The organism is Winogradskyella psychrotolerans, assembly GCF_018860565.1.
GTDB classification, from domain to species: Bacteria; Bacteroidota; Bacteroidia; order Flavobacteriales; family Flavobacteriaceae; genus Winogradskyella; species Winogradskyella damuponensis.
In genome coordinates this window covers 1-25,063 of the sequence record NZ_JAHKPS010000001.1, presented here as the reverse complement: position 1 = coordinate 25,063, position 25,063 = coordinate 1, and the positions used below count along the sequence as shown (strand labels likewise).

At 32.3% G+C, this 25,063-nt stretch carries 24 protein-coding genes and 1 tRNA gene; 13 read left to right on the top strand and 12 right to left on the bottom strand.

Annotated elements, in window-relative coordinates; all coding sequences use genetic code 11:
* The first annotated feature begins 142 nt into the window (after window positions 1–142).
* The 4 genes from KO504_RS00125 (at window position 143) to KO504_RS00110 (ending at window position 6,782) form a co-directional block, all read left to right on the top strand.
* Window positions 143–3,595, top strand: a complete 3,453-nt coding sequence (locus tag KO504_RS00125) for a pyruvate carboxylase (RefSeq protein WP_215924125.1) — start codon at window positions 143–145, stop codon at window positions 3,593–3,595.
* 94 nt (window positions 3,596–3,689) lie between these two features.
* Window positions 3,690–4,352: a DUF4377 domain-containing protein gene (locus KO504_RS00120; protein WP_215924123.1), complete on the top strand. Its 663-nt coding sequence runs from the start codon at window positions 3,690–3,692 to the stop codon at window positions 4,350–4,352.
* A gap of 101 nt (window positions 4,353–4,453) precedes the next feature.
* Window positions 4,454–5,410 carry a 23S rRNA (adenine(1618)-N(6))-methyltransferase RlmF gene (gene rlmF / locus KO504_RS00115; protein ID WP_215924121.1) on the top strand — a complete coding sequence of 319 codons (957 nt, stop codon included), beginning with the start codon at window positions 4,454–4,456 and terminating at the stop codon, window positions 5,408–5,410.
* A gap of 136 nt (window positions 5,411–5,546) precedes the next feature.
* Window positions 5,547–6,782, top strand: coding sequence for a DEAD/DEAH box helicase (locus KO504_RS00110; RefSeq protein ID WP_215924119.1), 1,236 nt, complete (start codon window positions 5,547–5,549; stop codon window positions 6,780–6,782).
* An 82-nt stretch (window positions 6,783–6,864) separates the two neighbouring features.
* Here the strand turns inward: KO504_RS00110 and KO504_RS00105 are convergent, their stop codons facing one another.
* Genes KO504_RS00105 through KO504_RS00095 form a run of 3 tightly spaced genes read right to left on the bottom strand, consistent with a single transcriptional unit; the run spans window position 6,865 to window position 9,056 of the window.
* The gene (locus KO504_RS00105; protein WP_215924117.1) at window positions 6,865–8,022 is read right to left on the bottom strand and encodes a hypothetical protein; all 1,158 of its coding nucleotides are present in this window, start codon (window positions 8,020–8,022) and stop codon (window positions 6,865–6,867) included.
* Window positions 8,006–8,527 (bottom strand): hypothetical protein, encoded by a 522-nt coding sequence (locus tag KO504_RS00100; protein WP_215924115.1) that lies wholly within the window; start codon window positions 8,525–8,527, stop codon window positions 8,006–8,008. Before KO504_RS00100 ends, KO504_RS00105 begins: the two co-directional genes overlap by 17 nt.
* Window positions 8,511–9,056: an RNA polymerase sigma factor gene (locus tag KO504_RS00095; RefSeq protein WP_215924114.1), complete on the bottom strand. Its 546-nt coding sequence runs from the start codon at window positions 9,054–9,056 to the stop codon at window positions 8,511–8,513. Before KO504_RS00095 ends, KO504_RS00100 begins: the two co-directional genes overlap by 17 nt.
* A gap of 182 nt (window positions 9,057–9,238) precedes the next feature.
* Between KO504_RS00095 and KO504_RS00090 the strand changes: the two genes are divergently transcribed.
* Window positions 9,239–10,549, top strand: a complete 1,311-nt coding sequence (locus KO504_RS00090) for a hypothetical protein (RefSeq protein ID WP_215924112.1) — start codon at window positions 9,239–9,241, stop codon at window positions 10,547–10,549.
* Window positions 10,550–10,588: 39 nt separating this feature from the next.
* Window positions 10,589–11,608, top strand: coding sequence for a hypothetical protein (locus KO504_RS00085; protein WP_252723582.1), 1,020 nt, complete (start codon window positions 10,589–10,591; stop codon window positions 11,606–11,608).
* 96 nt (window positions 11,609–11,704) lie between these two features.
* Here KO504_RS00085 and KO504_RS00080 read toward each other — a convergent pair whose 3' ends face one another.
* Window positions 11,705–12,385, bottom strand: coding sequence for a M15 family metallopeptidase (locus KO504_RS00080; RefSeq protein ID WP_215924110.1), 681 nt, complete (start codon window positions 12,383–12,385; stop codon window positions 11,705–11,707).
* Between the two features lie 477 nt (window positions 12,386–12,862).
* Here KO504_RS00080 and KO504_RS00075 point away from each other — a divergent pair, with 477 nt between their 5' ends.
* From KO504_RS00075 to KO504_RS00045, 7 genes are all read left to right on the top strand, one after another.
* Window positions 12,863–13,789 carry an alpha/beta hydrolase family protein gene (locus KO504_RS00075; RefSeq protein ID WP_215924108.1) on the top strand — a complete coding sequence of 309 codons (927 nt, stop codon included), beginning with the start codon at window positions 12,863–12,865 and terminating at the stop codon, window positions 13,787–13,789.
* Between the two features lie 352 nt (window positions 13,790–14,141).
* The gene (locus KO504_RS00070; RefSeq protein WP_215924107.1) at window positions 14,142–15,002 is read left to right on the top strand and encodes an SPFH domain-containing protein; all 861 of its coding nucleotides are present in this window, start codon (window positions 14,142–14,144) and stop codon (window positions 15,000–15,002) included.
* Window positions 15,003–15,005: 3 nt separating this feature from the next.
* Entirely contained in the window at window positions 15,006–15,164 is a 159-nt protein-coding gene (locus KO504_RS00065; protein ID WP_215924105.1) for a DUF4177 domain-containing protein, read from the top strand.
* Window positions 15,164–15,664, top strand: coding sequence for a hypothetical protein (locus KO504_RS00060; protein WP_215924104.1), 501 nt, complete (start codon window positions 15,164–15,166; stop codon window positions 15,662–15,664). Before KO504_RS00065 ends, KO504_RS00060 begins: the two co-directional genes overlap by 1 nt.
* 10 nt (window positions 15,665–15,674) lie before the next feature.
* A complete protein-coding gene (locus KO504_RS00055) occupies window positions 15,675–15,854 on the top strand; it encodes an Arc family DNA binding domain-containing protein (RefSeq protein ID WP_215924102.1) in 180 nt (59 codons plus the stop codon).
* A gap of 64 nt (window positions 15,855–15,918) precedes the next feature.
* Window positions 15,919–17,229 carry a DUF819 family protein gene (locus KO504_RS00050; protein ID WP_215924101.1) on the top strand — a complete coding sequence of 437 codons (1,311 nt, stop codon included), beginning with the start codon at window positions 15,919–15,921 and terminating at the stop codon, window positions 17,227–17,229.
* Between the two features lie 51 nt (window positions 17,230–17,280).
* Entirely contained in the window at window positions 17,281–17,991 is a 711-nt protein-coding gene (locus tag KO504_RS00045; protein ID WP_215924099.1) for a DUF4369 domain-containing protein, read from the top strand.
* Between the two features lie 185 nt (window positions 17,992–18,176).
* Here the strand turns inward: KO504_RS00045 and KO504_RS00040 are convergent.
* The 8 genes from KO504_RS00040 to KO504_RS00005 all read right to left on the bottom strand — a co-directional run.
* Window positions 18,177–18,250 (bottom strand) — tRNA-Thr (locus KO504_RS00040).
* A 47-nt stretch (window positions 18,251–18,297) separates the two neighbouring features.
* Window positions 18,298–18,567, bottom strand: a complete 270-nt coding sequence (locus tag KO504_RS00035) for a hypothetical protein (protein ID WP_215924097.1) — start codon at window positions 18,565–18,567, stop codon at window positions 18,298–18,300.
* A 73-nt stretch (window positions 18,568–18,640) separates the two neighbouring features.
* Window positions 18,641–19,612 (bottom strand): type I phosphomannose isomerase catalytic subunit, encoded by a 972-nt coding sequence (locus tag KO504_RS00030; RefSeq protein WP_215924095.1) that lies wholly within the window; start codon window positions 19,610–19,612, stop codon window positions 18,641–18,643.
* Window positions 19,613–19,616: 4 nt separating this feature from the next.
* The gene (locus tag KO504_RS00025) at window positions 19,617–20,027 is read right to left on the bottom strand and encodes a 6-pyruvoyl trahydropterin synthase family protein (RefSeq protein ID WP_215924093.1); all 411 of its coding nucleotides are present in this window, start codon (window positions 20,025–20,027) and stop codon (window positions 19,617–19,619) included.
* A gap of 1 nt (window position 20,028) precedes the next feature.
* Window positions 20,029–20,553, bottom strand: coding sequence for an isopentenyl-diphosphate Delta-isomerase (gene idi / locus KO504_RS00020; protein ID WP_215924091.1), 525 nt, complete (start codon window positions 20,551–20,553; stop codon window positions 20,029–20,031).
* Between the two features lie 105 nt (window positions 20,554–20,658).
* The gene (locus KO504_RS00015; RefSeq protein ID WP_215924089.1) at window positions 20,659–22,644 is read right to left on the bottom strand and encodes an OmpA family protein; all 1,986 of its coding nucleotides are present in this window, start codon (window positions 22,642–22,644) and stop codon (window positions 20,659–20,661) included.
* An 88-nt stretch (window positions 22,645–22,732) separates the two neighbouring features.
* Window positions 22,733–23,662 carry a PorP/SprF family type IX secretion system membrane protein gene (locus KO504_RS00010; RefSeq protein WP_215924087.1) on the bottom strand — a complete coding sequence of 310 codons (930 nt, stop codon included), beginning with the start codon at window positions 23,660–23,662 and terminating at the stop codon, window positions 22,733–22,735.
* Between the two features lie 27 nt (window positions 23,663–23,689).
* On the bottom strand, window positions 23,690–25,063 hold a 1,374-nt coding region (locus KO504_RS00005), incomplete at its 5' end, for a DUF7507 domain-containing protein (RefSeq protein ID WP_215924085.1).

Here is a 25,063-nt window from a genome sequence, read left to right as displayed (position 1 = left end):
TGTAGCTTATTGATAATTTATGTAACTTTCACGAAAACGTTATAGTTAATATTATTTTCATAATATAAATTATCACAAATTAGATTTTCAACTCTAGCATTAAAACATTTAACCAAAACAATACCAACACATTAACACACTCATGAAGATCAAAAAAATATTAGTTGCTAACCGAAGTGAGATCGCTATTCGTATTTTAAGAGCATGTGCAGAACTTAACATTTCTACAGTTGCTATTTACACCTATGAAGATCGCTATTCGCAACACAGAAATAAAGCAGATGAATCATATCAAATAGGTGAAGACAACGATCCTCTAAAGCCTTATTTAGATATTGATGAAATTGTGGCTTTAGCAAAAGAAAAAAATGTAGATGCTATTCATCCTGGTTATGGTTTTTTATCTGAAAACTCAGAATTTGCGAGACGGTGTGCAGAAAACGACATTATTTTTATTGGTCCAGACCCTGAAGTTATGGATGCTTTGGGTGATAAAATTACCGCTAAGAAAATCGCTGTAAAATGTAATGTTCCCATTATAGAAAGCAATAAAAAAGACCTTAGCTCTTTACAAATTGCACTTTCAGAAGCTAATACCATCGGTTATCCATTAATGCTAAAAGCTGCTTCTGGAGGTGGTGGACGTGGGATGCGCGTGGTTAGAAATGATAAAGACCTAGAACAACATTTTGATTCCGCTAAAAACGAAGCCTTAAACGCTTTTGGTGACGATACCATGTTTTTAGAAAAGTATGTCGAGAACCCTAAACATATTGAAGTACAAATTGTAGCCGACAGACATGGTAATATTAGACATTTATTTGAACGTGACTGTTCTGTGCAACGTCGTCATCAAAAAGTTGTTGAAGTTGCTCCATCTTATAATATATCTCAAAAGGTAAAAGATGCCTTATACAAATATGCTGTTGCCATTACCTCTGAAGTCAACTATAATAACATTGGTACGGTTGAATTTTTAGTAGATCAACAAGACAATATCTATTTTATTGAAGTCAACCCAAGAATTCAGGTAGAACATACGGTCACCGAAATGGTTACTGGTATTGATTTGGTAAAAACCCAAATATTCATTGCTGGTGGTTATAAATTATCGGATCAACAAATAAAAATATACGATCAAGAATCCTTACAAACCTATGGTTTTGCTTTGCAATGTCGATTGACAACTGAAGATCCTGAAAACAATTTCACACCAGATTACGGTAATATTACCACTTACCGAAGTGCTTCAGGAATGGGAATTCGTTTAGATGCTGGCAGTATTTATCAAGGGTATAACGTGAGTCCGTTTTTCGATTCTATGCTTGTAAAAGTGTCTGCACATGGTAGAACACTCGATGGAGCGGTTCGGAAAATGACACGTGCCTTAAAAGAATTTAGAATTAGAGGTGTAAAAACCAATATTCATTTTCTTCAAAATGTCATTCAGCATGAGACCTTTAAAGAAGGAAAAGTCACGGTAAATTTTATTCAAAATACGCCTTCATTATTCGAAATAAAACTACCTCAAGACCGAACCACTAAAGCAGTGAACTTCTTAGCTGAAGTAATTGTTAACGGTAATTCTGATGTCAAAAATATTGATAACACCAAAGTTTTTAGAACAGCTAAAGTTCCTAAATATAATCGCTCTGAAGCATTTCCAAAAGGCACCAAAGATCTATTAACAGAATTAGGTCCTGAAGCCTTTTGCCAATGGCTTAAAGACGACAATAAAATACATTATACAGATACCACCATGCGCGATGCGCATCAATCACTTTTAGCAACACGTATGCGAAGTTATGATATGCTAAAAGTGGCCGAAAGCTTTGCAAAAAACCATCCCAACACCTTTAGTATGGAAGTTTGGGGAGGCGCAACTTTTGATGTCTGTTACCGCTTTTTACACGAAAGCCCTTGGACACGCTTAAGAGAATTACGTAAAGCCGTTCCAAATATTTTGTTTCAAATGTTATTACGCGGCTCTAATGCTGTGGGTTACAAAGCCTATCCTGATAATTTAATTGAGATGTTTGTTGAAAAATCTTGGGAAAATGGAGTTGACATTTTTAGAATTTTCGACTCACTCAATTGGGTAAAAGCTATGGAACCTAGCATTAATTATGTTCGTGATAAAACAGGTGGTATTGCACAAGCGGCCATTAGTTATACAGGAGACATTTTAGACCCAAAGCAAAGCAAATATAATCTCAACTATTATACGCAACTCGCAAAAGATTTAGAAAATGCAGGTGCACATATGATTGCGATTAAAGATATGGCTGGTTTATTAAAACCTTATGCTGCAACGGAATTAGTTGGTGCTTTGAAAGACACTGTAAATATTCCGATTCATCTTCATACACATGATACCTCATCCTTACAAACCGCAACATACTTAAAAGCCATTGAAGCTGGAGTTGATGTGGTTGATGTAGCGCTTGGCGGCTTATCTGGACTCACATCTCAACCCAATTTTAATGCCGTTGTTGAAATGATGAAAGGGCAAAAACGCGCTCATGATTTTGATATAAATACGCTCAATCAGTTTTCAAACTATTGGGAAGATACACGTGAAATGTACTATCCTTTTGAATCAGGATTAAAAGCAGGAACAGCTGAGGTGTATCAACATGAAATTCCTGGTGGTCAATATTCAAATTTAAGACCACAAGCCATTGCCTTAGGTCTTGGAGACCGCTTTGATGAGGTCAAGAAAATGTACGCACAAGTCAATACTATGTTTGGCAACCTCATAAAAGTCACACCAAGCTCAAAAGTGGTTGGTGATATGGCTATTTTTATGGTAACTAATAATCTCACGCCAGAAGATGTCATGCAACGTGGCGAAACGATTTCGTTTCCAGAATCGGTAATCAATTTCTTTAAAGGAGATTTAGGTCAACCTGTTGGAGGTTTTCCTAAAGCGCTTAAGAAAATTATATTAAAAAATAAAGCCTCTTACACAGACCGACCAAATGCCCATTTAAAACCCGTAGATTTTACTAAAGAATTTGCTGCTTTTAAAAAGAAGTTCCAACAAGGCTTTACAAGACCTATTGAAATAGAAGATTTCTTATCGTTTATGTTATATCCAAAAGTTTTTGAGAAAGCCCATGAAAACTATAAACTCTACGGAAATATAGCACTAATACCAACTAAAGATTTCTTTTTTGGTATGAAGCTTCAAGAAGAAACCAACATTACGCTTGAACCAGGAAAAACGATAATTGTAAAATTACTTTCAGTAAGTATTCCAAATGACGATGGAGTAAGAACCGTATTTTTTAAGGTCAATGGTGAAAACCGATTTGTTGAAATTTTTGATACCTCTTTAAATATAAAAAAGGTTGAAAATGTAAAAATAGACAAAGAAGACAACAACCAAGTTGGCGCTCCTTTACAAGGTTCTTTATATAAAGTTTTAGTAAAAAAAGGTACAACCGTTAAAGAAAACGATCCGTTGTTTATAATTGAAGCCATGAAAATGGAAACAACCGTTACAGCACATAAATCTGGAAAAATAAAATCGGTGACTTTAGCTGAAGGCAGTATGGTAAAACAAGATGATTTGGTCGTTACTATGGAATAGTAATTAAACTATGATGTTTAAATTAAAAATTGGCAAGACTTTTGATTTTCATCTATCATAACCAATATTTATATTTATGACGATACTAAAAACAATGTCAGTAGTAATTTTAACAGTAATGTTATCCTCCTGCTCCACAACAAAAAAAACGACGGCAACCTATTGGGTAAATAGTGCCAAAGTTGATTGTGATGCTGGTGCTGGAAAAACAACTTGCTTACAAGTTTCAAAAGCCGATAATTATAAAAATACGGAATGGTCTAATTTTTACGCCACAATAAATGGGTTTAATTTTGAACCTGGTTATTTGCAAAAAATTGAAGTTGCAGAAACACAGTTAGATTCTAAAAGCGTTCCGGCTGATGCGTCTTCAATTCAATATGATCTTATAAAAGTGTTAGAAAAAAAGCAAGATCCCAAATTAGCCATTCATGATATTTGGGCAGCAACCCATGTTAATGGTAAAGCGATAGAAAGTACAAGCAATGTGCCAACGCTTGAACTAAACACCACTGAAATGCGTGCTTCTGGAGCTAATGGTTGTAATAATTACACCGGACAAATAAAAAACATAACTTCAGATACTATCGAATTTGGAGCTATAGCATCCACTCGAAAAATGTGTATGGATATGGCTATTCCAGACAGTTTTGACCAAGCATTTAATAGTATTTCAACATATAAAAAAGAAGGATTAACGTTATACTTTTACAATGAAGCTGGTGACGAAATGTTACGTTTCAAAAAAGTAGATTAATTTCATTGTTATTATATTCAAAATGAATTGGGTTATTTGGGCTAAGGTCTCAATAACCCAATTTCTTTTCCATTACCTTTGTCTCCATAAATTATTAAGCATTGGAAAAGAAAAAACAACATCCTCAAGTAAAATCAGAACTTCATCCAAGAAATCAGCATAGATCACGCTACAATTTTGACGCCCTTATAAAAAGTTCTCCAGAATTAGCCAAGTATGTGGCTCCAAACACATATGGTGATGATTCTGTAGATTTTTTCAATCCTGCAGCTGTAAAAGCACTTAATAAAGCTTTATTAATTCACCATTACGGATTAGAATATTGGGATATTCCTGAGCATTATTTATGCCCACCAATTCCTGGCAGAGCCGATTATATTCATAATATCTCCGATTTATTAAAAGGTAATAGTTCGGTGATTCCAAAAGGAAATCATATAAAAGGCTTAGATATTGGAGTTGGTGCCAATTGCATCTATCCAATTATTGGTCAGCATGAATATGGCTGGTCCTTTATAGGAAGTGATACTGATGAAACCGCTATTATATCTGCTAAAACTATAGAGCAAAAAAATTACAAATTAAGATCTACTCTAGAAATTAGACGTCAAGACAAAGCAAACAACTTTTTTTATGACATCTTAAAACCAGAAGAAAAAGTAGATTTTACGATTTGTAATCCACCCTTTCATGCCTCTGCCGAAGATGCTCAAAAAGCAAGTTTAAAAAAACAGAGGAACCTAAAAGGTAAACGCCCCAACAAAGCACTTTTAAATTTTGGTGGACAACACAACGAATTATGGACCAAAGGTGGTGAAGCACGCTTTGTAAAAGACATGATTTATGAAAGCAAGCATTTTGGCAAACAATGTTATTGGTTTACAAGTTTAATTTCGAAAGAAGTGACACTAAAACCAACCTATAAAGTTTTAGACAAAGTGAATGCTACTGCAGTAAAAACCATTGAAATGGGACAAGGTCATAAAATCAGTAGATTTATTGCTTGGACTTTTTTAACGGAACAAGAACAAAACGATTGGATACAAGAACGTTGGTAAAACATTTCAATTACCTTTGTACTATGCTAGTCACATCTTGTTTCTCATTCCTGCGAAGGCAGGAATCTACAAGCTACGTTTAACAAAGTGGATTCCTGCTTTCGCAGGAATGACAAACTTAATAAATACAAAACACATGTCATTTAAAGACTTACATCTCATAAAACCTTTACTAAAAGCTGTTGATGCTTCTGGTTATGTTGAACCAACTTTAGTACAACAACGTACTATTCCATTGGTTTTAGACCGCAAAGATGTTATTGTTTCTGCTCAAACCGGAACAGGAAAAACAGCTGCTTTTGCCTTACCTATTTTACAACAATTGTACGATAAGCAAGATGCGCCAAAAAAGGGTAAAAAAATAAGAGCCTTAATCGTAAGTCCTACACGAGAATTAGCAGTACAAATTCAGCAGAATTTTAAGACTTACGCTGAGTTTACCAATCTAACATCCTTAGTTGTTTTTGGTGGTGCATCCATTGAACCTCAAATTGATGTATTGAAAAAAGGGGTCGATATTTTAGTCGCCACTCCTGGTCGCCTACTCGATTTGCATAAGCAAGATTATATTAATCTCGATTATATTGAAACCTTTGTTTTAGATGAAGCCGATTTAATGCTAGACATGGGTTTTATAGATGATATAAAGAAAATTGAGCGCTTGTGTCCTAAAGACAAACAAACCTTATTATTCTCGGCTACAATTCCTTTTAAAATTGAAGAATTAGCAAATACCATTCTTAAAACTCCAGAACGTATTGATGTAACTCCAACTAAATCGGTTGCAAAAGACGTGAGTCAACGGTTGTATTACGTCCCTAAACGCAATAAAATTGAATTGTGTTTGCATTTAATGCGAAACACTATTGAAGGTAATGTTCTTATTTTTAGACGTACCAAATATGGAGTGGATAAATTGGAACAAACCTTATTAAAAAATGGTTATGCCGTAAATAGTATTCATGGAGATAAAGCACAAAGTGAACGCCAAACAGCACTAAATAAGTTTAAAAATGGTTATGTAAAAGTATTGATTGCTACTGATGTTGCTGCTCGCGGTATTGATATTAACGAACTAGATAATGTTCTTAATTTTGATATGCCCAATGTACCTGAAACTTATGTACATAGAATTGGTAGAACAGGGCGAGCTGGTCATATAGGGAAAGCCTATTCTATGTGTTCTGCTGATGAGAAAAGTTATGCAAAAACCATTCAGAATGCTATAAATGTTCAGATTCCTGTGGAAACTGAGCATCCTTACCCTTTAGATCCTAAAGCCAAACCTATTGTACATAAAAAGAAAGGTAGTAAGTATAAAAAAGGACGCAAAAGTGAGGCTTCTAAGAAGAAGAAGAAACGTTGGTATTAGATTAGCTGTTAGCTCTGTAGCAAAAAAAACAAAAAGCACTTAGTTAACCTAAGTGCTTTTTCATTTAAACAAACTTTTGACTTTACTCGCCTAACTCAATAAAATCTTTCCCAAATCTAATGATGCCATAAACGGCATTGATTTGAATTTTATTCGGGTTCGTTTCCTTACCCATAATCATCATTTTTGAAGATTCATTCTTTTTACTTGGTGAGATTTTTGTAATTAGATTATCCGTATAATGTACAGTATCATGCCCAAACGTTGTAAGGAAGAAATCATTATCTTCAGGATAGAAAACATTGATTTCCGAATATTCTGTATCCATTTGAAAATTTTTGAAATTTTCAGAAAAATTATGAATCCAAAATTTTCCATTAAAATCTACTATTCTGACATGCTCTCCTACTTCCCCTATTTTCATTGTTGAAAACTCACTATCAATAGTTAAATTTTGCACCTCAGCTATTTGAACATCACTTAAATGGTTAAATTTATAAGCTCCCCCATCGAGTTCATTACTTTTAAATTTACCGTTTACAATATCAAAATTATTTAAAGGATTAGTGATCCCCATAAACATTAGATTGGTATTTCTTGAATTTATATTAACCTGAGTCGTAAGATCAAACTTAAAAGTTAGGTGAGAATTCACAGCCACAACTCTTAAATCGATATCTGAAGGTAACTTTATTATAAAATTAGTTTTTAATGTTTTTACATTCTTTTTCTCAATTTTTTTAGTTCCGCCTTTACCATCAAGTCCTTTTAAATTTTTAAGATATTCTTTTAGACTTTTAATTTTAGAACCATCATTAAGACTGTAGAAATACTGTTTAGATTTTCTCCAATGTTTATTTGTTGGTTCTTTAAAAGATATATTATTACCTTCAAACGTAATACCAAATAAGCTTTCTATACTATACACAACATCAGATAATACATTTGTACTACTAGTTTTAAATATCAATTTATCTTCGACAATTTGAGCAGAAGTGTTAATACCTTCTAACTGCTTTTCAATTTCTTTTTTAGAATAATTATCGAATTCAATTGAATATTCAAAATAGATTTTATCATCCTTAGATTCTTCAATTCCTACATATGTACCATCTAGGTCTAGGTCTAATATTTTAATATTTTGAGCATCAAAACTCATATTATAAACGTCGTGTTTTTGTGCATTAATTGACCATGATGTGATGAGCATCAGCAATAAGATTTTAAATTGATTTTTCATTCTGTTCGTTTTTTTGATTTAATATGTTGATGTGCTTTTGAATATCTTTTAAAATTTGAAGTCGTGTTTGAAGATTTTCAACTAGTGCTTCAATGACTAAAATGTTATTAGAATCGTCTTTAAACTGAACAGAAATATCTTGGTAATCTGTATCTAAATCTTTCAGCTTTTTTCTGAAACGTTCTACCAAAACGGCATCATCTGCAATAGCTACAAAACTCTGCCATTCGGTTTCAATATCTTTAAGATATGCTGCCTCTACGGCTTCTACTTGTGCTATAATTGGTGAAACGTGATTTAGTTCTGGTTTTGATTCCATTTCCATAACATTAAACCCTATAGTTAATGCCATAATTAAAATAGCTGCAGCACTTAACCAAGCATAAGGATTTTGTTTTGGTTTGGATTGCTTCTTAAGCTTATCTGCAAATTCGCTTCTATGATTTTTAGGAAGCGGTTTTAAATCGTCCTCCTCTGTAAATAAGGTCCTAATATCTTGCTTCATTGTACTTTTGTTTTAATAGATCTTGTAACTTTAATTTACCACGTCTTAGATGCGTACGTGATGTTTTTATAGGAATCTCTAATATCTCTGAAATCTCTTCGTGATCGTAGCCTTCTAATAAATAAAGCTTTACTACAATTCTATGTTTTTCGTTTAACTGCTCAATGGCAAATAAAATCTCTTGCTTCGTAATTGAAGTATCAAATTGCCAATCGTCCTCAATGGTAATCTGCAGGTCTGAAACCTCAACAGCTTCAAACTCTAACTTATTTTTCTTTAAAACGTCTAAACATTGGTTAATGATAATACGTTTTAACCAAACTCCAAAAGTGGCTTTTGGTTTATAAGCTTCAATATGTCTAAATGCTTTTAGAAAGCCTTCTTGCATCGCATCCTTTGCATCTTCTTCATTCAAATAACGACAAGCAATGGTAAACATAGCTTGACTATACTTATCATAAACTTGCATTTGAGCAACGTCATTTCCTTTTTTACAAAGCTTAATAAGTTTAGTCTCTAATTTCTGCATTGCGTTGGTTAGCGGTTTTAAAAACTCATATTGACTTTTTCAATTTCCTAAGAACAAAAAATCAAGTTGAGTTCTATTATAAAAACGATGAAATTTGGAAAGGGTTTCAAAATAGGACAAAAAAGATTGATTTTAATTGAATATGCCTAATTTTAACCTGAATTTCAATCCACCCAATAAAAATGAGTGAAGATTATAATAAACCAACATTTAAAAAACTATTAGATAAACTACAAGAAGAAAGCTGGCAATTAGAATTGCTAATATCGGGTTTTGCCATTTTTGGCTTATTCTCCGCTTACCCAAACTTAGAAATTGCCTACCAACACGCTCAAAACGAAAACAATATTTTTTTCTCGATAGTTATGATTGTGGCGCTTTCGGCTTGTTCTATATTAATTTTTAACTTACTACTACATGTACTTTTACGAGGCTTATGGATTGGAGCCTTAGGATTACGTTATGTTTCTGGAGACATTGAATACGACACCTTAAATTACAGCAAACGATTTAACAACTATCTAAAACGTAAAGTTGGCTCTTTTGATAGGTATATTGGGCGTTTAGAGAACTACTGTAGTGTTATTTTTGCTATTTCGTTTTTACTTATATTCTATATGTTGGCCATTGCGCTAACTTTTGGGGCTATTGCTTTTGTGGTTACTGTTTTTCTGAACAATCATACTTTTAGTGACATCTCAACATATTTTGGCATTATTCTTTTGGTGTTTCTTACTGTTGGAATGCTACTTACCTTTATAGATTTTATAACTCTTGGTTTTTTAAAAAAGAAAAAATGGATTAGCAAGCTGTACTTCCCAATCTATTGGTGTTTTAGTATTATTACACTTTCGTTTTTATACCGACCATTAGTCTATAATTTCCTGGATCATAAATTTGGAAAACGTTTAAGTTTATTTTTAGTCCCCATCTATATTTCATTGATATGGATGACCTCTTTATACTACAATCAGTCTAACTATTTTAACTTTATTGAACCTTCAGGGCAGCACATTTCTAATTCATTAAATTATGAAGATATGCTTGTTGATGATTCCGATTTTATTCAAAATATTGCTATTAATAGTAAAGTGATAAACGATTCCTACATTAAAGTATTTATTGTTTTTGATAAATCTATAGAAGATGAAATTTACAAGTTTAACCCTAAATTAAAACTTGACGAAGACACCAGAGGGATTACCTCTGAAATGAGTTCCATTAATTCTGGTACTATTAGTGATGCCTCAAAAAGTGAATATATGACAACATTTAATTCACTCTATTCTATTGAAATTGATACTACATTATATAAAACCGATTTTGTTCTTGGTAAAACCGTAAAAAAACAAAACGGCTTTGAAACCTATATTGGTGTAAAGAATTTAGATGACGGTAAACACATCTTACATGTAAAACGCAAGGAACTAAAAGCCTCAGGTACCCTATCTAAAACAGCAGCTTCTATACCATTTTGGTATTATCCCAATTAGTAAACAACATAAAAACGTCTCATTTTGAGACGTTTTTTTATGCGCATAAATAATGTATCTTTAGAAACTATAAGCTTAACCATGCATAAAATACTATTTTCACTTTTCTTAATTGGGCAATTATCCTTTGCTCAAATTACTATTAAAGACAGCATTTCTACGTATCCTATTAGTTACGCTACCATTTCTTTTGGCAATGGCAACGGTATTTTTGCCGATGATGAGGGGCAGTTTTTTTTTACTAAAAAATTATATCCAGATATCGATTCGCTTTTTATTTCTGCATTAGGTTTTAAAGACCTTAATGTTGCTACAAACAATTTACCTAATCAACTTCTGATGCAACCGGAAGCTTCAGAATTAGATGAAGTTTTTATAGGTGTTACAATTGATAGAAAATTTAAAGAGGAAAAACTAAAACCATCTCTAGATGACGATTATTATAATTGTTGGCTGCCTACTATAGAATCTGAGATTGCAGTATATTTTCCTAAGACAAGTTCAAAAGATCAAAAGATAACTAATGTACAATTCCCTATTGCTTTAGAATCTAAAGATTGGGAAAAACGCAACCGTAAAAACAGTGATAAAAAGAAATTTTCAACGCTTTTTAAAGTAAAATTTTATCAAAATGATAACGGAGTTCCTGGTAAAGCACTAACCTACGAAACCATCGTTTTTAGAGCAACTGAAAAAGATGGAGATGCATACGATTTAAATGTTGAAGACTACGATATCTACATCCCTAAAGATGGTTTTTTTGTATCGCTTCAAGTTTTAGGTTACACCAACAAAGCCGGAAAATTATTACCAAATAAAAAGTACAAAGAGATAAAATCTAAAACGGGCAGTATTGTTAAAATACCAACCAATTTTAGACCTTTGTTACCGTTTACAGACGAGATTGAAAGTAAAAACACGTATATAAAACGCGTATTTATTAACGGAAATAATTGGGTGAAATTTGAAAAAGGGAATGGCTTACAATCTAGTTTACTAAAAAGAGATTTATTTAATTATGGCATAGGATTAACCTACAAAACCTATAAAGATGAATGAAGCATTAAGGTTTAATATTATGATTGTATATTTCTGCGAAACCAATGTGCTTTTAAAATAAAAAAACACCATGAATATTATACCTAATTTGTAAAACTACTCAACTTCAAAATCAAAAAAAGTTTTTGGAAAAGGTTCCCAACGTAGTGTAAAATGCCACCACTCTTTTGCGTAGTTTCTAAAATTATGTTTTAGCATTACAGTTTGTAGTAACTGTCTGTTTTTCTTTTGCTCATCTGTTAAGGCCTCATGAGCAACCCAAGAGGCTTCTCCAAAAAAATCATAAGGGCTTCCCATATCTAAAGGCTCGCCAGTTTCGCCATTTGTAATGGTTAAATCAATAGTACTCCCTCTACTATGACCAGATCGCGAAGCTATATAGCCTGCTTTAAACAAGTTTTTTTTATTTACCTCAGGATAAAATTGCTGTTTCTTAATAGTGTCATTTAAGTCTTTTGCCCATCTAATAAAATGGTTTACAGCACGCTGTGGTCTATAACCATCATAAACTTTTAAACACAAGTTTTGTTTTTGCAACTCTTCTTGAACCAATTTTAACTTCTCTGCTGTGTTTTTGGTTATTATTAAACGATTCGCTTTATAACCATCTATAGTATCCCCAACAAAATTATTTTCTGAAAAATAGCGCAATTCAACATCCAAGTCAGGTATTACAGATTTTGCATAAACAAAACCATCAGGTAAGGTTTGTTTTTCTTGAAAACCTAAAGTTATTAGAAATAGGCTAGTTAAATATAATAGCGTTTTATAATTCATATCAGAATACTAATTTACTGAAAAATAAAATTACGACTTGTTTTATAAAAAGACACATGAATACAGATTAAAATAAGAGAAATAGCTTAAGTTATTCACTATTATAAAAACAAAAAACCGAGATCCCTCAATCTCGGTTTTCGTTTATTTGCTTTACTATGCTGGTAGATTTAGGGTCTCTAATTACACACAACACAAGGCAAATATTAATTAATTAATCCATTGAACTAAAAACTAATTTTTAGTACGAGTCAAATATATAATTCATTTTGAACTACGACGCTAAAAAACATATTTAATCGATGAAATACACTTAATTTTAACATTTATAGACAAAATAACGTATTTCGTCGCTGAAAAACACAATTTTTATAATTCAATAATTGTATTTACAAATCATAAATTGCTATAAAATTCGTTAAAAAAAACAAAAATCAATTCTATATCAATTAACTTTATCCTTAAAATAATTTTAAAATGAAACAATTTGTAATTCTCATTCTATGTATAGTTAATACTTTAGGTTTTAGCCAAGACAAAACCTATAATGAAGAAGAACTAACAATAACAAAATGGATTGATGGAACATTACTCCTTCCACACGATATTGATAAACCCGATTTAGCAATCATAATTGCAGGCTCTGGTCCTACTAACCGAAATGGAAATCAAAATTTCCTTAAAAACAATTCCTTAAAAAAATTAGCAACAGGACTCACTGAAAATGGAATTGCAACATTTAGGTATGATAAGCGTATTGTAAAACAAATTTTAAGAAATAATGTAGATAAAGATATAAAGTTTGATGATTTTGTGAGCGATGCTTCAGATATTATCAATTATTTTAAGGACAAAGAAAGTTATGGTAAAATCTACATCATTGGCCATAGCCAAGGTAGTTTAGTTGGTATGCTAGCGGCTAAAGATAAAGCTAACGGATTTATTTCACTGGCAGGTGCTGGTAATAATATAGGAGATGTACTTGTAGAACAAGTTACTAAAATGGCTCCAAAACTAGGTGAAGAAGCCCAGCGTGTGGTTAGCTTATTAAAAAACGGAGAGAATACCACAGATTATCCTCCTGCATTAGGATCGCTATTTGGTCCAGAGATACAAGATTTTATGATGAATTGGATGTCGTACAATCCTACTGAAATTATAAAAGAGTTAACAATGCCTATTCTTATTATTAATGGTACTAAAGATCTTCAAGTTTCAGTAAAAGAAGCTGAATTATTAAAAGAAGCTAATGAAGAATCTAAATTGGTAATTATTGAAAACATGAATCATGTACTCTTTGAAATTGGAGGAGATGATTTAGAGAACTCAAAATCTTATAACGAATCCTTTAGACCTATTTCTCCTGAACTCATTAAAAGTGTTACAGATTTTATAAAATCTTAATTCAAAAAACAACTATTTAATATTTAGAAAGCATTTTGGAAACGAGATGCTTTTTTCGTTTCTATCCCCTTATAAAATGAAAAGCATCCCAACCACGAGATGCTTTTTCTAACTAACCAACCAAATGTAATGATACTACTTTGTAGTAGTGTTACCAGGTGGTAACTATAGTAATAGTCATTACACTTAGTATAACACAAAGCTCGTGCCAAACTTTATATTTTAATTCTTTTTTATAAAGTTGTAACAAAAATATCTATTTGTATACTTATAAAATAAGTTATATCTTTATGATATCATTTTAATATCATATTGATTAATTACAATTATTAACCAATTAAAATTATAGATTATGAAAGAAGAAAAAATTATCGTCCCTGCAAATGGCTACTTAATGTTATTTTTATTTTTAATATTATTCTTAGGTAGTATTGCTCTTATTCCTATTACAGAAACGGGCTGGTCTGTATTTGGCATTATAGCTGCATTAATATTAGCCTTTGGATTTTTAATGGTGCAACCCAATGGCTCTCGTGTATTGCTTTTATTTGGAAAGTATGTAGGAACAATAAAGCAGAATGGTTTTTATTGGGTAAATCCGTTTTTTACTAAAAAGAAAATTTCATTAAGAGCAAGCAACTTTGATAGCGAGCGTTTAAAAGTAAATGACAAATTGGGAAACCCTATTATGATTAGTACCATCTTAGTTTGGCGTGTTCATAATACCTATAAAGCTGCTTTTGATGTCGATAATTATGAAAACTTTGTTCGCGTACAGACCGATGCTGCTGTTCGTAAATTAGCAAGCATGTATCCTTATGATAATTTTGCAGATGAAGGTGTTGACGAAGATATTACCTTACGTTCTAGTGTTAATGAAGTCAGTAATGCCCTAGAAAAAGAAATAGACGAGCGTTTATCTATCGCAGGTATCGAAGTATTAGAAGCACGTATTGGTTATTTAGCGTATGCACAAGAAATTGCTAATGCTATGCTTAAGCGTCAACAAGCTACAGCAATTGTTGCAGCACGACATAAAATTGTTGAAGGAGCTGTAAGCATGGTAGAAATGGCCATTGATGAATTAAATAAAAAGCAAGTCGTAGATTTAGATGAAGAACGCAAAGCTGCTATGGTCAGCAACCTAATGGTCGTACTTTGTGGAGACAAAGATGCTTCGCCTGTCTTAAATACTGGAACTTTAAGCCATTAAAGTATGAAAGAATATAAATTAGTACAACCTAAACTCGGGTTTAAAAATCGTATCCAAAATTTTGAAAATCTGCTGAATCAGTACGCACGAGAAGGCTGGGTTGTTAAGGATATTGGAGTTAACTGGTCATCGGTAGTTTTTGAACGTGATAAAAACAGATAATGAAAATTTTTAAAGAAGAACAACGTTTTAATCAGTTGTGGTTAATTATACTTATGTTAGTAAGTACAATAGTTCCTATTAGTATTTATGTAAAAGAATACACAGAAAATCCTGAAAATTTTTCTAGTTTAGAACTCATAGGTGTTATTTTTCTTATTCTCTTAGCTTCTGGGTTTATCTTTTTCTTTAAACTTACAACGCGTATAGATGAAACTGGGATTCATTATAAGTTTTTTCCCTTTCATTGGAATTTAAAAAATATTAAGTGGAACGAAATTAATAAAGCTTACGTAAGAACCTATGACCCACTGGGTGAATATGGAGGTTGGGGACTAAAAGGAGGCACACTTTGGAATAAAGCTAAAGGAAGCGCTATAAACGTTTCTGGTGATATTGGGATTCAGCTCGTATTAAAAAGCGGTAAAAAATTATTAATTGGCACACAAAAAAAAAACGAAGCCAAGAGTGTATTAGCTACCTATAAAACAAAGTTTAATTAATGAAACTATAATGTCTAAAAAGAAAGCATTTGCACTACGAATAAATGAAGATATGCTGAAAGCCATTGAAAAATGGGCTTCGGACGAATTCCGCAGTACTAATGGTCAAATAGAATGGATGTTAATGCAATATCTCAAGGAACACAATAGGCAACCCAAACCAAAAGATAAACCCATAGAAAAAAAGTGATTCGAAACGGTCACTTTTTTCGTTTTTAATTTTTGTATTTTGCGTCTTATAAACCAACTAAACTATGGATAACACTCCTCTTTTTACTGACGACACTATTGTATTTGGCCTTTTAATGCTGGCCCTTGGATTTGTATTTATTACAGAATCTATAAAAACAGGATTTTGGGCAAAGTTCTATAAAATAATACCAGGACTATTTATGGCGTACATGGTTCCGGCTGTTTTAACCACAACTGGTTTAATCTCGCCAGAATGGACAACCGTTTCAGATGAAGGTGTGTTAACAGAACATAGTTCCAATCTGTACTATGTTTCTAGTCGTTACTTATTACCTGCAGCCTTAGTTCTAATGACTTTGAGTATCGATTTAAAAGCTGTTTTTAATTTAGGTTGGAAAGCCTTGGTAATGTTTTTTACAGGAACTTTAGGTATTGTTATTGGAGGGCCAATTGCTATTTTATTAATTGCTACCGTTTCACCTGACACAGTTGGAGGTATTGGTCCGGATGCTGTATGGAGAGGGCTTTCTACTTTAGCAGGAAGTTGGATTGGTGGAGGAGCCAACCAAACTGCCATGCTAGAAATTTATGGCTATAACCAAGCCAAATACGGAGGTATGGTGTTTGTAGATATCGTCGTTGCTAATATTTGGATGGCAATTATATTAATTGGTATCGGAAAAAGAAATCGTATTAATAAATGGTTAAAAGCAGACACATCCTCTATTGAAGAGTTGAAAGAAAAAATGTCAAACTTTTCTGAAAAGGTCAAACGAAACCCATCAGTTACAGATATAATGATAATCTGTGCCATTGCATTTGGAACAGTAAGCGTTGCACATCTAAGTGCTAATTTTTTAGCTCCTTTTTTCGAAGGTATTGTGGCAGGAATAGAATCTCCTACTACACGAAACATATTTACATTTCTAGGTTCTAAATTCTTCTGGATGATTAGTGTAGCTACTATAATTGCTATTTTATTGTCAAATACAAAAGCCAAAAATTATGAAGGAGCAGGTGCTAGTAAATTTGGAAGTGTTTTTATTTACATCCTAGTTGCTAGTATTGGAATGAAAATGGATTTAACCATGATTTTTGATAACCTTGGACTTATCGCTATTGGAGTCGTTTGGATGACCATCCATGCTATACTCTTAGTATTAGTAGCAAAACTCATTAAAGCACCATATTTCTTTTTAGCTGTTGGAAGTCAAGCTAACGTTGGTGGTGCTGCCTCTGCTCCTATTGTCGCTTCTGCTTTTCATCCATCCTTAGCTACAGTAGGTGTTCTTCTTGCTGTCTTTGGTTATGCTGTTGGAACAATTGCAGCTATAGGTTGTACAATTTTAATGGAATTAGCAGCTGTTAGCTAGCAATTTTAAAACAATTATAAGATATTTGCGCACCTAATTATTTAGTAAACCATGACAAAATTGAACAAAGCTCTAAGTCTCATAATTTTAGTAGTACTAGCTGTTTCTTGCGGCAAAAATAATGACGCAAATTTTACCTTAAAAGGACATATTAAAGGATTAAAAAAAGGGGTCGTTTACCTTCAAAAAGATGGAGATTCTACTATTATAGATTTAGATTCAATGGTTATTACTGGTCAACCAGAATTTAACTTACACACCAATTTGGAAGAACCTATATTACTCTATTTAAAACTATTTAAAAATGATGGTGAGGAACATTATATTCCGTTTTTTGCTGATAAAGGCATAACAGAAATTAATACAACTTTAAAGAATTTCAATTTTAATTCTGAAATTAAAGGATCTAAACAGCACGAATTATTAGAACAGTATCTTGGAATTATATCGCAATTCAACAATAAAAATCTAGATATTATTGAAGCTCGTTTTAATGCCCAAAAGAATAATGACAGTATTGCTGTAGACTCTTTAGGCAGAATTACAGATCAGCTTTTAAAGCGTAAATATGCCTATACCATTCAGTTTGCAATGAATAATAAGGATAGTGAAATTGCACCTTATTTAGCATTATACGAAGCACGAAATGCGAATCCGGTTTATATAGATTCTATTTACAACAATCTAACTACAGAGATTAAGAATTCGTTCTACGGAAAAAAACTAGGGAAAGCTATTACAGATAGAGAAGCTGGTAAATAGACTAAGTATACAATGCAGCTTACACATTAGAGTCCTAAAAAAATCCAATCATTTATGTGATTGGATTTTTTTTGCATCAAAGAAGGAATTGACATCTGCTACGTATTGTAAATACCTCAAATTTTATATGTATTAAACAAAAAAAACTTCAATTACTATAATGGTAATTGAAGTTTTAAAAAAAGAGCCGATGGAGGGACTCGAACCCACGACCTGCTGATTACAAATCAGCTGCTCTAGCCAGCTGAGCTACATCGGCAAAACAGTTTGCAAATTTAAAATAGATTTTCAAATTTACAAGTCTATTTATTTTAATTTATTGATTTTTTCAATAAGATCTCTTCCTTTAGACTCAAGATCGTTGCTAATGGCTTTGAAATGCGCTTTCTTATTTTCTGCACTTCTATCATTAACACGAGTAATTAACTCATCAAACGTTGCAATAGCTTCATCAATAATAGCTTCACTTTCTTTAGTTGGCTTTTCAGCGTTCGCTAATTCCCACACGTAAACCGCTTCAATAATATCACCTAAAACGTAGTTAATATCTTTTTTTAATTCTCTTTTATTTGACATGATAATTATGTTTTTTAATAACCGCAAAAATACTAAATCCTTTTAGTTATTTAATCGATTTTTATTTGAAGTTTTAAACGTACACTTCTAGAAGCTTTCCTGAGTTAGATTTTAGTTTAAAACTTTTAATATGAGCAGGAATTAATAGTGTTTCACCTTTAGAGATACTATTGAGAGAATTATCTGTTAAAATTTCAACATCTCCATCTACACACATATAAATTATAAAAGAATCGTAGGTGTTTTGTTTTTTAATTTCTGAATCTATTGTTATAAAATTAGTTGTGAAAAATGGGCAATTTATTATAATGTTTGAAGCATTTTTTTGCTTCTTATAATCGATTCTAAAATCATTTTTCATTTCAAAATCAAATGCATCAATAGCATTATCTTTATGTAGTTTACGCGCATTCCCTTCTGAATCTAAACGTCCCCAATCATAAACTCTGTAAGTGACATCACTGGTTTGCTGTATTTCAGCTAGCAAAACACCTGCTCCAATGGCATGAACTCTTCCTGCTTCAATAAGGTAAGTATCACCTTCTTTTACCTTATCAAAATTTAAAATATCAGTTAATGTTTTTGCTTCTAAATGTTTTAAGTACGTCTCTTTATCTATTTTATCCTTAAAGCCTACGATAAGATTAGCGTCCTTATCTGCTTGCATTACGTACCACATTTCTGTTTTCCCAAAAGAATTATGTCGTTTTTTTGCTAACTCATCATTGGGATGTAACTGAATACTTAAATTTTCTTTGGCATCAATAAATTTTATAAGCAGTGGAAATTCTTCACCAAAACGTTTCCAATTTTTTTCACCTAAAAGTTCTGATTTATAAATACCTAAAAGTTCTTGAAGCGATTTTCCTTTTAATTCTCCATTAGATACTATAGAAACATCGCCAGGAACAGCGCTTACTTCCCAACTTTCACCTAATTTTTTAGATTTTGAATCTTTATTGAGATATTGATTCAGCTTTTCACCACCCCAAATTTTATCTTTTAAAATAGGCTGAAACTTTAATGGATATAACTGATACTTCATAAAATTAATCTCCAGAATAAGTTACAAAATTACGAGGTGTTTCATAAAGCGTAATTTCAAGATGAAACTTTGAATCTAACATCGGTTTAATCTTATTATAAATTACAACCGCAATATTTTCTGCTGTAGGGTTTAAATCTTTAAATTCAGGGACTTCAACATTTAAGTTTTTATGATCAAAAGCGTCTTCAACTTCAGATTTAATAATATCTTTTAGCTTTTTAACATCTATAACATAGCCCGTTTCTGGGTCTATTTCACCTGTTACACTTGCTATTAATTCATAATTATGACCATGAAAGTTAGGATTGTTACATAAACCAAAAACGGCGTCATTTTTCTCAAAACTCCAATCTTTCCGATAAAGTCGGTGTGCTGCATTAAAATGTGCTTTTCTATGTACAGTAACTTTCATATTACTTATTAACGTTTATAAATTCATAAAACTTCTCAAAAATTATTTTAAACCAAGCTGTATACAATTGCGGATTTGTATGCATATCAGATTTTATGGCATCTAATGACATCCATTTCCAATTGGCTACTTCATCTTGGTTAATATTTGGTTTTTCATTATAATAACCAATCATAATATGGTCATATTCATGTTCTGTTAACCCGTTCTCAAATGGTGCTTTGTAGATAAATGAGGTTGTTTCTTCTAAATTGGTAACAAATCCCATCTCTTCCTGTAAACGTCGCTTACCCGCTTTTAAATTTGTTTCTCCATCGCGTTGATGGCTACAACATGTATTGGTCCATAAATTTGGAGAATGGTACTTATGTGCTGCACGTTGCTGAAGCATTAACTCCTTTTTATCATTAAAAATAAATACCGAAAATGCACGATGTAAAAGCGCTTTTTCATGGGCTTCCATTTTTGGCATTAAACCAATCTTATTATCCTTTTCATCTACTAGGATGACTTGTTCTTCTGTCATAATGCGAAATTAACACCTAAAACTTAAATAAAAGTAAAGGATTTCATAAAAAATAGCCGCTTAAAGATTTAAGCGGCTATTTAGAGTTATATCATAGTATTAGGCCTAGTTGTTTTCCTCATCGCAAGTTTTTCCATTAATACTTGTGATGATAAACTCACTACGTCTATTAAGTTGGTGCTCTTCCTCAGAACAATGAGAATTGTTCGATGGTTCACAGCCACAATCGTTTACCAATCGTGATTCTCCGTAACCTTTAGCTGTTAAGCGTTCTGCTGCAATTCCCTTATTAATGAGATATTGACGTGTAGACTGTGCTCTACGCTCTGAAAGCTTTTCATTATAAGCTGCTGGTCCTCTACAATCTGTATGACTACGGATGTCAATATGCATTGTTGGATATTTGGTAAGTACTGCTAATACTTTTTGAATTTCAATTTCGGCATCATATCTAATATTAGATTTATCAAAGTCAAAATAAATAATAGGAATATCTAACACTTTTGCCAAATCATCGCAAGGCTCTATTTGTTGCTCATCTTTCTCTATAAGCAGCTCCATCTTTAATTCTTGATTCTTATTTGGAGTAGTAAAACGTTTTTCGTCAGAAGTATATTTTTCTTTTTCAACTCTAATTAAATATTCTTTTTTAGGATCTACCTCAAATTTAAAATAAGCATCCTCTCCTACTGTTTGACGAGCTATTTCAACACCATCCTCATTATACAAAATAACGGTTGAATTAGGTATTAATTCTTCTGTATTCATGTCTTGAACAACACCTTCTACTAATAATTTTATCTCTGGAACTTCAAACGTATAAATATCATCACTTCCTTTACCACCTTCTCTATTTGAACTGAAGTACACACGTTTAGTAACTAAGTTTTCATAATATCCAAAATCATCCCATTCACTGTTAACTGGTTTACCAACATTTTCTATAGGAAAATTTCTGTTAGATCCTGTTTTGATTTTTTCATCTATACCTTCAGATTTAAATACATCTAAACCTCCTAAACCTGGAAATCCTGTAGATGAAAAGTATAAATCGCCATTAGTATTCATAAATGGAAATGATTCTTGACCTTCAGTATTTATAGAACTTCCTAAGTTTTCTGGTTCTCCTAATGTTCCATCATCATTAACATCTACTACAAATATATCTGATTGCCCATAAGTTCCAGGCATATCTGAAGCAAAGTATAACTTAGTTCCTGTTACGTTAAGCGTAGGATGAGCCACACTGTAATCTACGCTATTAAAATGAACTTTATGAATATTACCCCAATGACCATCTTCATTTAAAGTTGCTCTGTATAATTGCAATCTATTAATGCCTGTGTCATCTTCTTTATACTTTAATCTGTGGTAATTATTTCTAGTAAAGAACATATATTTTCCATTAGGTGAAAATACAGCACTAGATTCATGAAACTTAGTATTTACTTCTCCTTCTATACTTTTAACTTCTCCAAATGTATCATCTTCTGTTTTTTCAACATAATACAAGTCTAAGTAAGGTTCTTCATTCCATCTGTATTTACGACCTCCTCCTCTTGCCGAAGCAAACACAATACCTGTTTCATATTCTGTGGTTCCAAAATCTGATAACTCAGTATTAATTTCTAGATTAAGTAATTCTATATCATCTCTACTTAATTCTTCTATATCTGATTTATAATCTACTTTAGATAAAAATGCTTTCCCTCTTAAATCATTAGGTTTAAGCTCATTAAATTTTTCCATCCATTTATCTGAAGCCTCATAATCTTTTATTCCTTTTAAAGCTAGAGCATATCTAAAATAGTATTCTGGATCAATAACCTCATTCATATTCATTAACTCACCATACCATTTGGCAGCTTCTTTCATTTTATTTTGAAAGTAAAATGAATTTGCCAATTTTTGAAAGAGATCGGCAGATTTATACCCTTTATTAGCGACTTCCAATAAAACTTCACTTGTTTTTACATAAGCAAAATCTCTATAGTCATCTTTTACACTTTGTATCTTTCCGTTCTGTGCAAAAACAGCTGAAGAAAATGCAAGCACAAATGTTAATAATATATATTTAGATATTGTTTTCATGCGTTTTTATTTATTTTTTTAACGGACACATATTAATAATTTCTTTTGATAATCACCCATTTTAACAAGCTCATTTTATCCTTTTATTTTAAAAGAAACGTGGTGATAGTATTCTACCCAATCTTTTAACTTCAAATCTTAGTGTAAATTCATGCGTACCACTATTATAATTGTTTAGTCCAGTTGTTGTCATATCATAACTATACCCAACAAACATACCTGGGGTTATTTGAAAACCGGCTAATGCACTTACTGAGTCGTCCCATCTCCAAGCTAAACCTAGAGTGACTTTCTTTTGGAACCAAAAATTTGCTGATACGTCTGCAATCATTGGTGCGCCTGACACTCCTTTAAGTAAAAATGCTGGTTTTAACTCTGTTGTTTCACTAATATTGAAAACGTAACCACCAATTAAATAAAAATGCATGCGTTCAGTGGCAACCGACTCTTCATAATCGTCATAATGTTTTGTTTCAATAAAATTAGGAACAGCTAAACCTAAGTACCATTTTCTAGTGTGCATATACAAACCCGCTCCAATCATTGGTGATATTAAGTTTATGTTATCCTGAAAATTCGCATCTAATTGATTTTGAAATCGACCTTTGCTCCAATCAGTATCTAGCATATGAAATCCTCCTTTTGCTCCAAATGACAATTTTAAATCGTTGGCATTTAAAGGTATTGTATAAGAGAAATTCGCATCTACAAATGTTTCACTTGCTGGCCCTAAAGCATCATTTACAACATTTAGTCCTAAACCAATACGCTCATTTCGTAATGGAGTATGAATACCTAAAGATTGTGTTTGTGGTGCACCATCAATACCCACCCACTGAGACCTGTGTAAACCAACAACACTTAATGTCTCTCTTTGACCAGCATAAGCAGGATTAACACTTAACGTATTATACATATAATGTGTATACTGAGGATCTTGCTGTGCATAACTAACAGCACTGATTAGTAAAAATACTAAAACTATTAATCCTTTTATTAGTGATGATTTATGTATCATTTTAATTATTTTATAATTCAGTATTAATTAGTTATTTCTGTTAATGTATAACCATCCAACTTTTGGATCAGAACCATTACCTAAATCTAGTACATAATAGTAGGTACCTACAGGTAAGTCATCTGATTGATTCATAACAGCTCTACCATTAGATGTACCTTTCCAGTTATTTAGGTATCCTTTGGTACTATAAACAATATTTCCCCATCTGTTATAAACTTCTAATTTATTATTTGGATACTGTTCTATACAATCAATTACAAATGTTTCATTAACACCATCACCATCTGGTGAAAACTCGTTATAAATTGTTAAACATATTGGGAATACTTCTGCAGCACCTTCATTATTACTAGTGTCAACATCGATTCCTCCAACTGAACTTTGAATATAAGCTGTATTCAAATAATCACCAAACCCAAGTACTTCTACTGTAATCTCAAGGATTTCAACTTGATCTGGATCTAATTGAGTAATTGTCCATTCTCCATTAAGTTCAGAATATGTACCACCAGTCGTTAATGCTGAAATAAATGAGTATCCACTTGGTATATGCTCATCAATTATGATATCTGTTGCAGTTACATTACCAATATTTGCCACTTCAATAGTAAATGTAACCTGAGCGCCAATTACTGGATTAAGTTCATCTACTAATTTAGTTACTTCTAAATCGTAAATTGACGTGACATAAACTATTGTTGGATCATCTGGATTACCATTACCATTATCATCAATGTTATCATCATCATTTGGATCATCACTGATATCTGTAATATCATCTAAAGGATCATTTAAATCTCCACCTGGACCTTCACCTCTTACAGAAGCTGAATTTGTAACACTACCTAGATCAATATCCTCTTGTGTAATAAGGTATGTTGCTGTATAAGTTGTGTCGTCAATCTCACCTGGAATAAGCTGAGCTATTGGACCTCCTAATAAATTTAAGCCAGGTAAATTATCTTCTATGATAATATTAGTTAATGTTAAATTCCCTGTGTTTTCAACAATAAATACATAGGTAATAATATCATCTATACCACCAACTATGCCATCTCCATTAGTGTCTTCTAAAGGTAATGTCGTTTTAATCAAACTGATTTTAGGATCTGACGTGATAGTAATCACTGTTGCATCATCATCCGTATTACCATCTGAGTCATCACCATCATCACTCGTATCATCTACCGTGGTATCCTCTGGACTATCGCCTTCTACAAATACACTGTTGCTAAAGCCGCCTGCATCTACTGCTTCTTGCTCTATAACATAAGTGGCTGTGTATGTAGCTGTCTCTCCTACTAATAAGGTCCCCTCTGAACTGCCTTGGTCAGCACTATCAAAGGTTGGCACTGTTAATAAGGTTAGAGCATTTCCATTAGCATCTTCAAACGTATC

What these genes read in the sequence shown, in the direction of transcription:
- KO504_RS00010 (WP_215924087.1), bottom strand. Translation starts at nt 23,662, where the DNA reads ATGATACATAAATCATCACTAATAAAAGGATTAATAGTTTTAGTATTT.
- KO504_RS00125 (WP_215924125.1), top strand. Translation starts at nt 143, where the DNA reads ATGAAGATCAAAAAAATATTAGTTGCTAACCGAAGTGAGATCGCTATT.
- KO504_RS00090 (WP_215924112.1), top strand. Translation starts at nt 9,239, where the DNA reads ATGAGTGAAGATTATAATAAACCAACATTTAAAAAACTATTAGATAAA.
- KO504_RS00045 (WP_215924099.1), top strand. Translation starts at nt 17,281, where the DNA reads ATGACAAAATTGAACAAAGCTCTAAGTCTCATAATTTTAGTAGTACTA.
- KO504_RS00065 (WP_215924105.1), top strand. Translation starts at nt 15,006, where the DNA reads ATGAAAGAATATAAATTAGTACAACCTAAACTCGGGTTTAAAAATCGT.
- KO504_RS00035 (WP_215924097.1), bottom strand. Translation starts at nt 18,567, where the DNA reads ATGTCAAATAAAAGAGAATTAAAAAAAGATATTAACTACGTTTTAGGT.
- KO504_RS00085 (WP_252723582.1), top strand. Translation starts at nt 10,589, where the DNA reads ATGCGCATAAATAATGTATCTTTAGAAACTATAAGCTTAACCATGCAT.
- KO504_RS00100 (WP_215924115.1), bottom strand. Translation starts at nt 8,527, where the DNA reads ATGAAGCAAGATATTAGGACCTTATTTACAGAGGAGGACGATTTAAAA.
- idi (WP_215924091.1), bottom strand. Translation starts at nt 20,553, where the DNA reads ATGACAGAAGAACAAGTCATCCTAGTAGATGAAAAGGATAATAAGATT.
- KO504_RS00095 (WP_215924114.1), bottom strand. Translation starts at nt 9,056, where the DNA reads ATGCAGAAATTAGAGACTAAACTTATTAAGCTTTGTAAAAAAGGAAAT.
- KO504_RS00050 (WP_215924101.1), top strand. Translation starts at nt 15,919, where the DNA reads ATGGATAACACTCCTCTTTTTACTGACGACACTATTGTATTTGGCCTT.
- KO504_RS00015 (WP_215924089.1), bottom strand. Translation starts at nt 22,644, where the DNA reads ATGAAAACAATATCTAAATATATATTATTAACATTTGTGCTTGCATTT.
- KO504_RS00075 (WP_215924108.1), top strand. Translation starts at nt 12,863, where the DNA reads ATGAAACAATTTGTAATTCTCATTCTATGTATAGTTAATACTTTAGGT.
- KO504_RS00120 (WP_215924123.1), top strand. Translation starts at nt 3,690, where the DNA reads ATGTCAGTAGTAATTTTAACAGTAATGTTATCCTCCTGCTCCACAACA.
- KO504_RS00080 (WP_215924110.1), bottom strand. Translation starts at nt 12,385, where the DNA reads ATGAATTATAAAACGCTATTATATTTAACTAGCCTATTTCTAATAACT.
- KO504_RS00105 (WP_215924117.1), bottom strand. Translation starts at nt 8,022, where the DNA reads ATGAAAAATCAATTTAAAATCTTATTGCTGATGCTCATCACATCATGG.
- KO504_RS00025 (WP_215924093.1), bottom strand. Translation starts at nt 20,027, where the DNA reads ATGAAAGTTACTGTACATAGAAAAGCACATTTTAATGCAGCACACCGA.
- KO504_RS00110 (WP_215924119.1), top strand. Translation starts at nt 5,547, where the DNA reads ATGTCATTTAAAGACTTACATCTCATAAAACCTTTACTAAAAGCTGTT.
- KO504_RS00030 (WP_215924095.1), bottom strand. Translation starts at nt 19,612, where the DNA reads ATGAAGTATCAGTTATATCCATTAAAGTTTCAGCCTATTTTAAAAGAT.
- KO504_RS00070 (WP_215924107.1), top strand. Translation starts at nt 14,142, where the DNA reads ATGAAAGAAGAAAAAATTATCGTCCCTGCAAATGGCTACTTAATGTTA.
- KO504_RS00055 (WP_215924102.1), top strand. Translation starts at nt 15,675, where the DNA reads ATGTCTAAAAAGAAAGCATTTGCACTACGAATAAATGAAGATATGCTG.
- KO504_RS00060 (WP_215924104.1), top strand. Translation starts at nt 15,164, where the DNA reads ATGAAAATTTTTAAAGAAGAACAACGTTTTAATCAGTTGTGGTTAATT.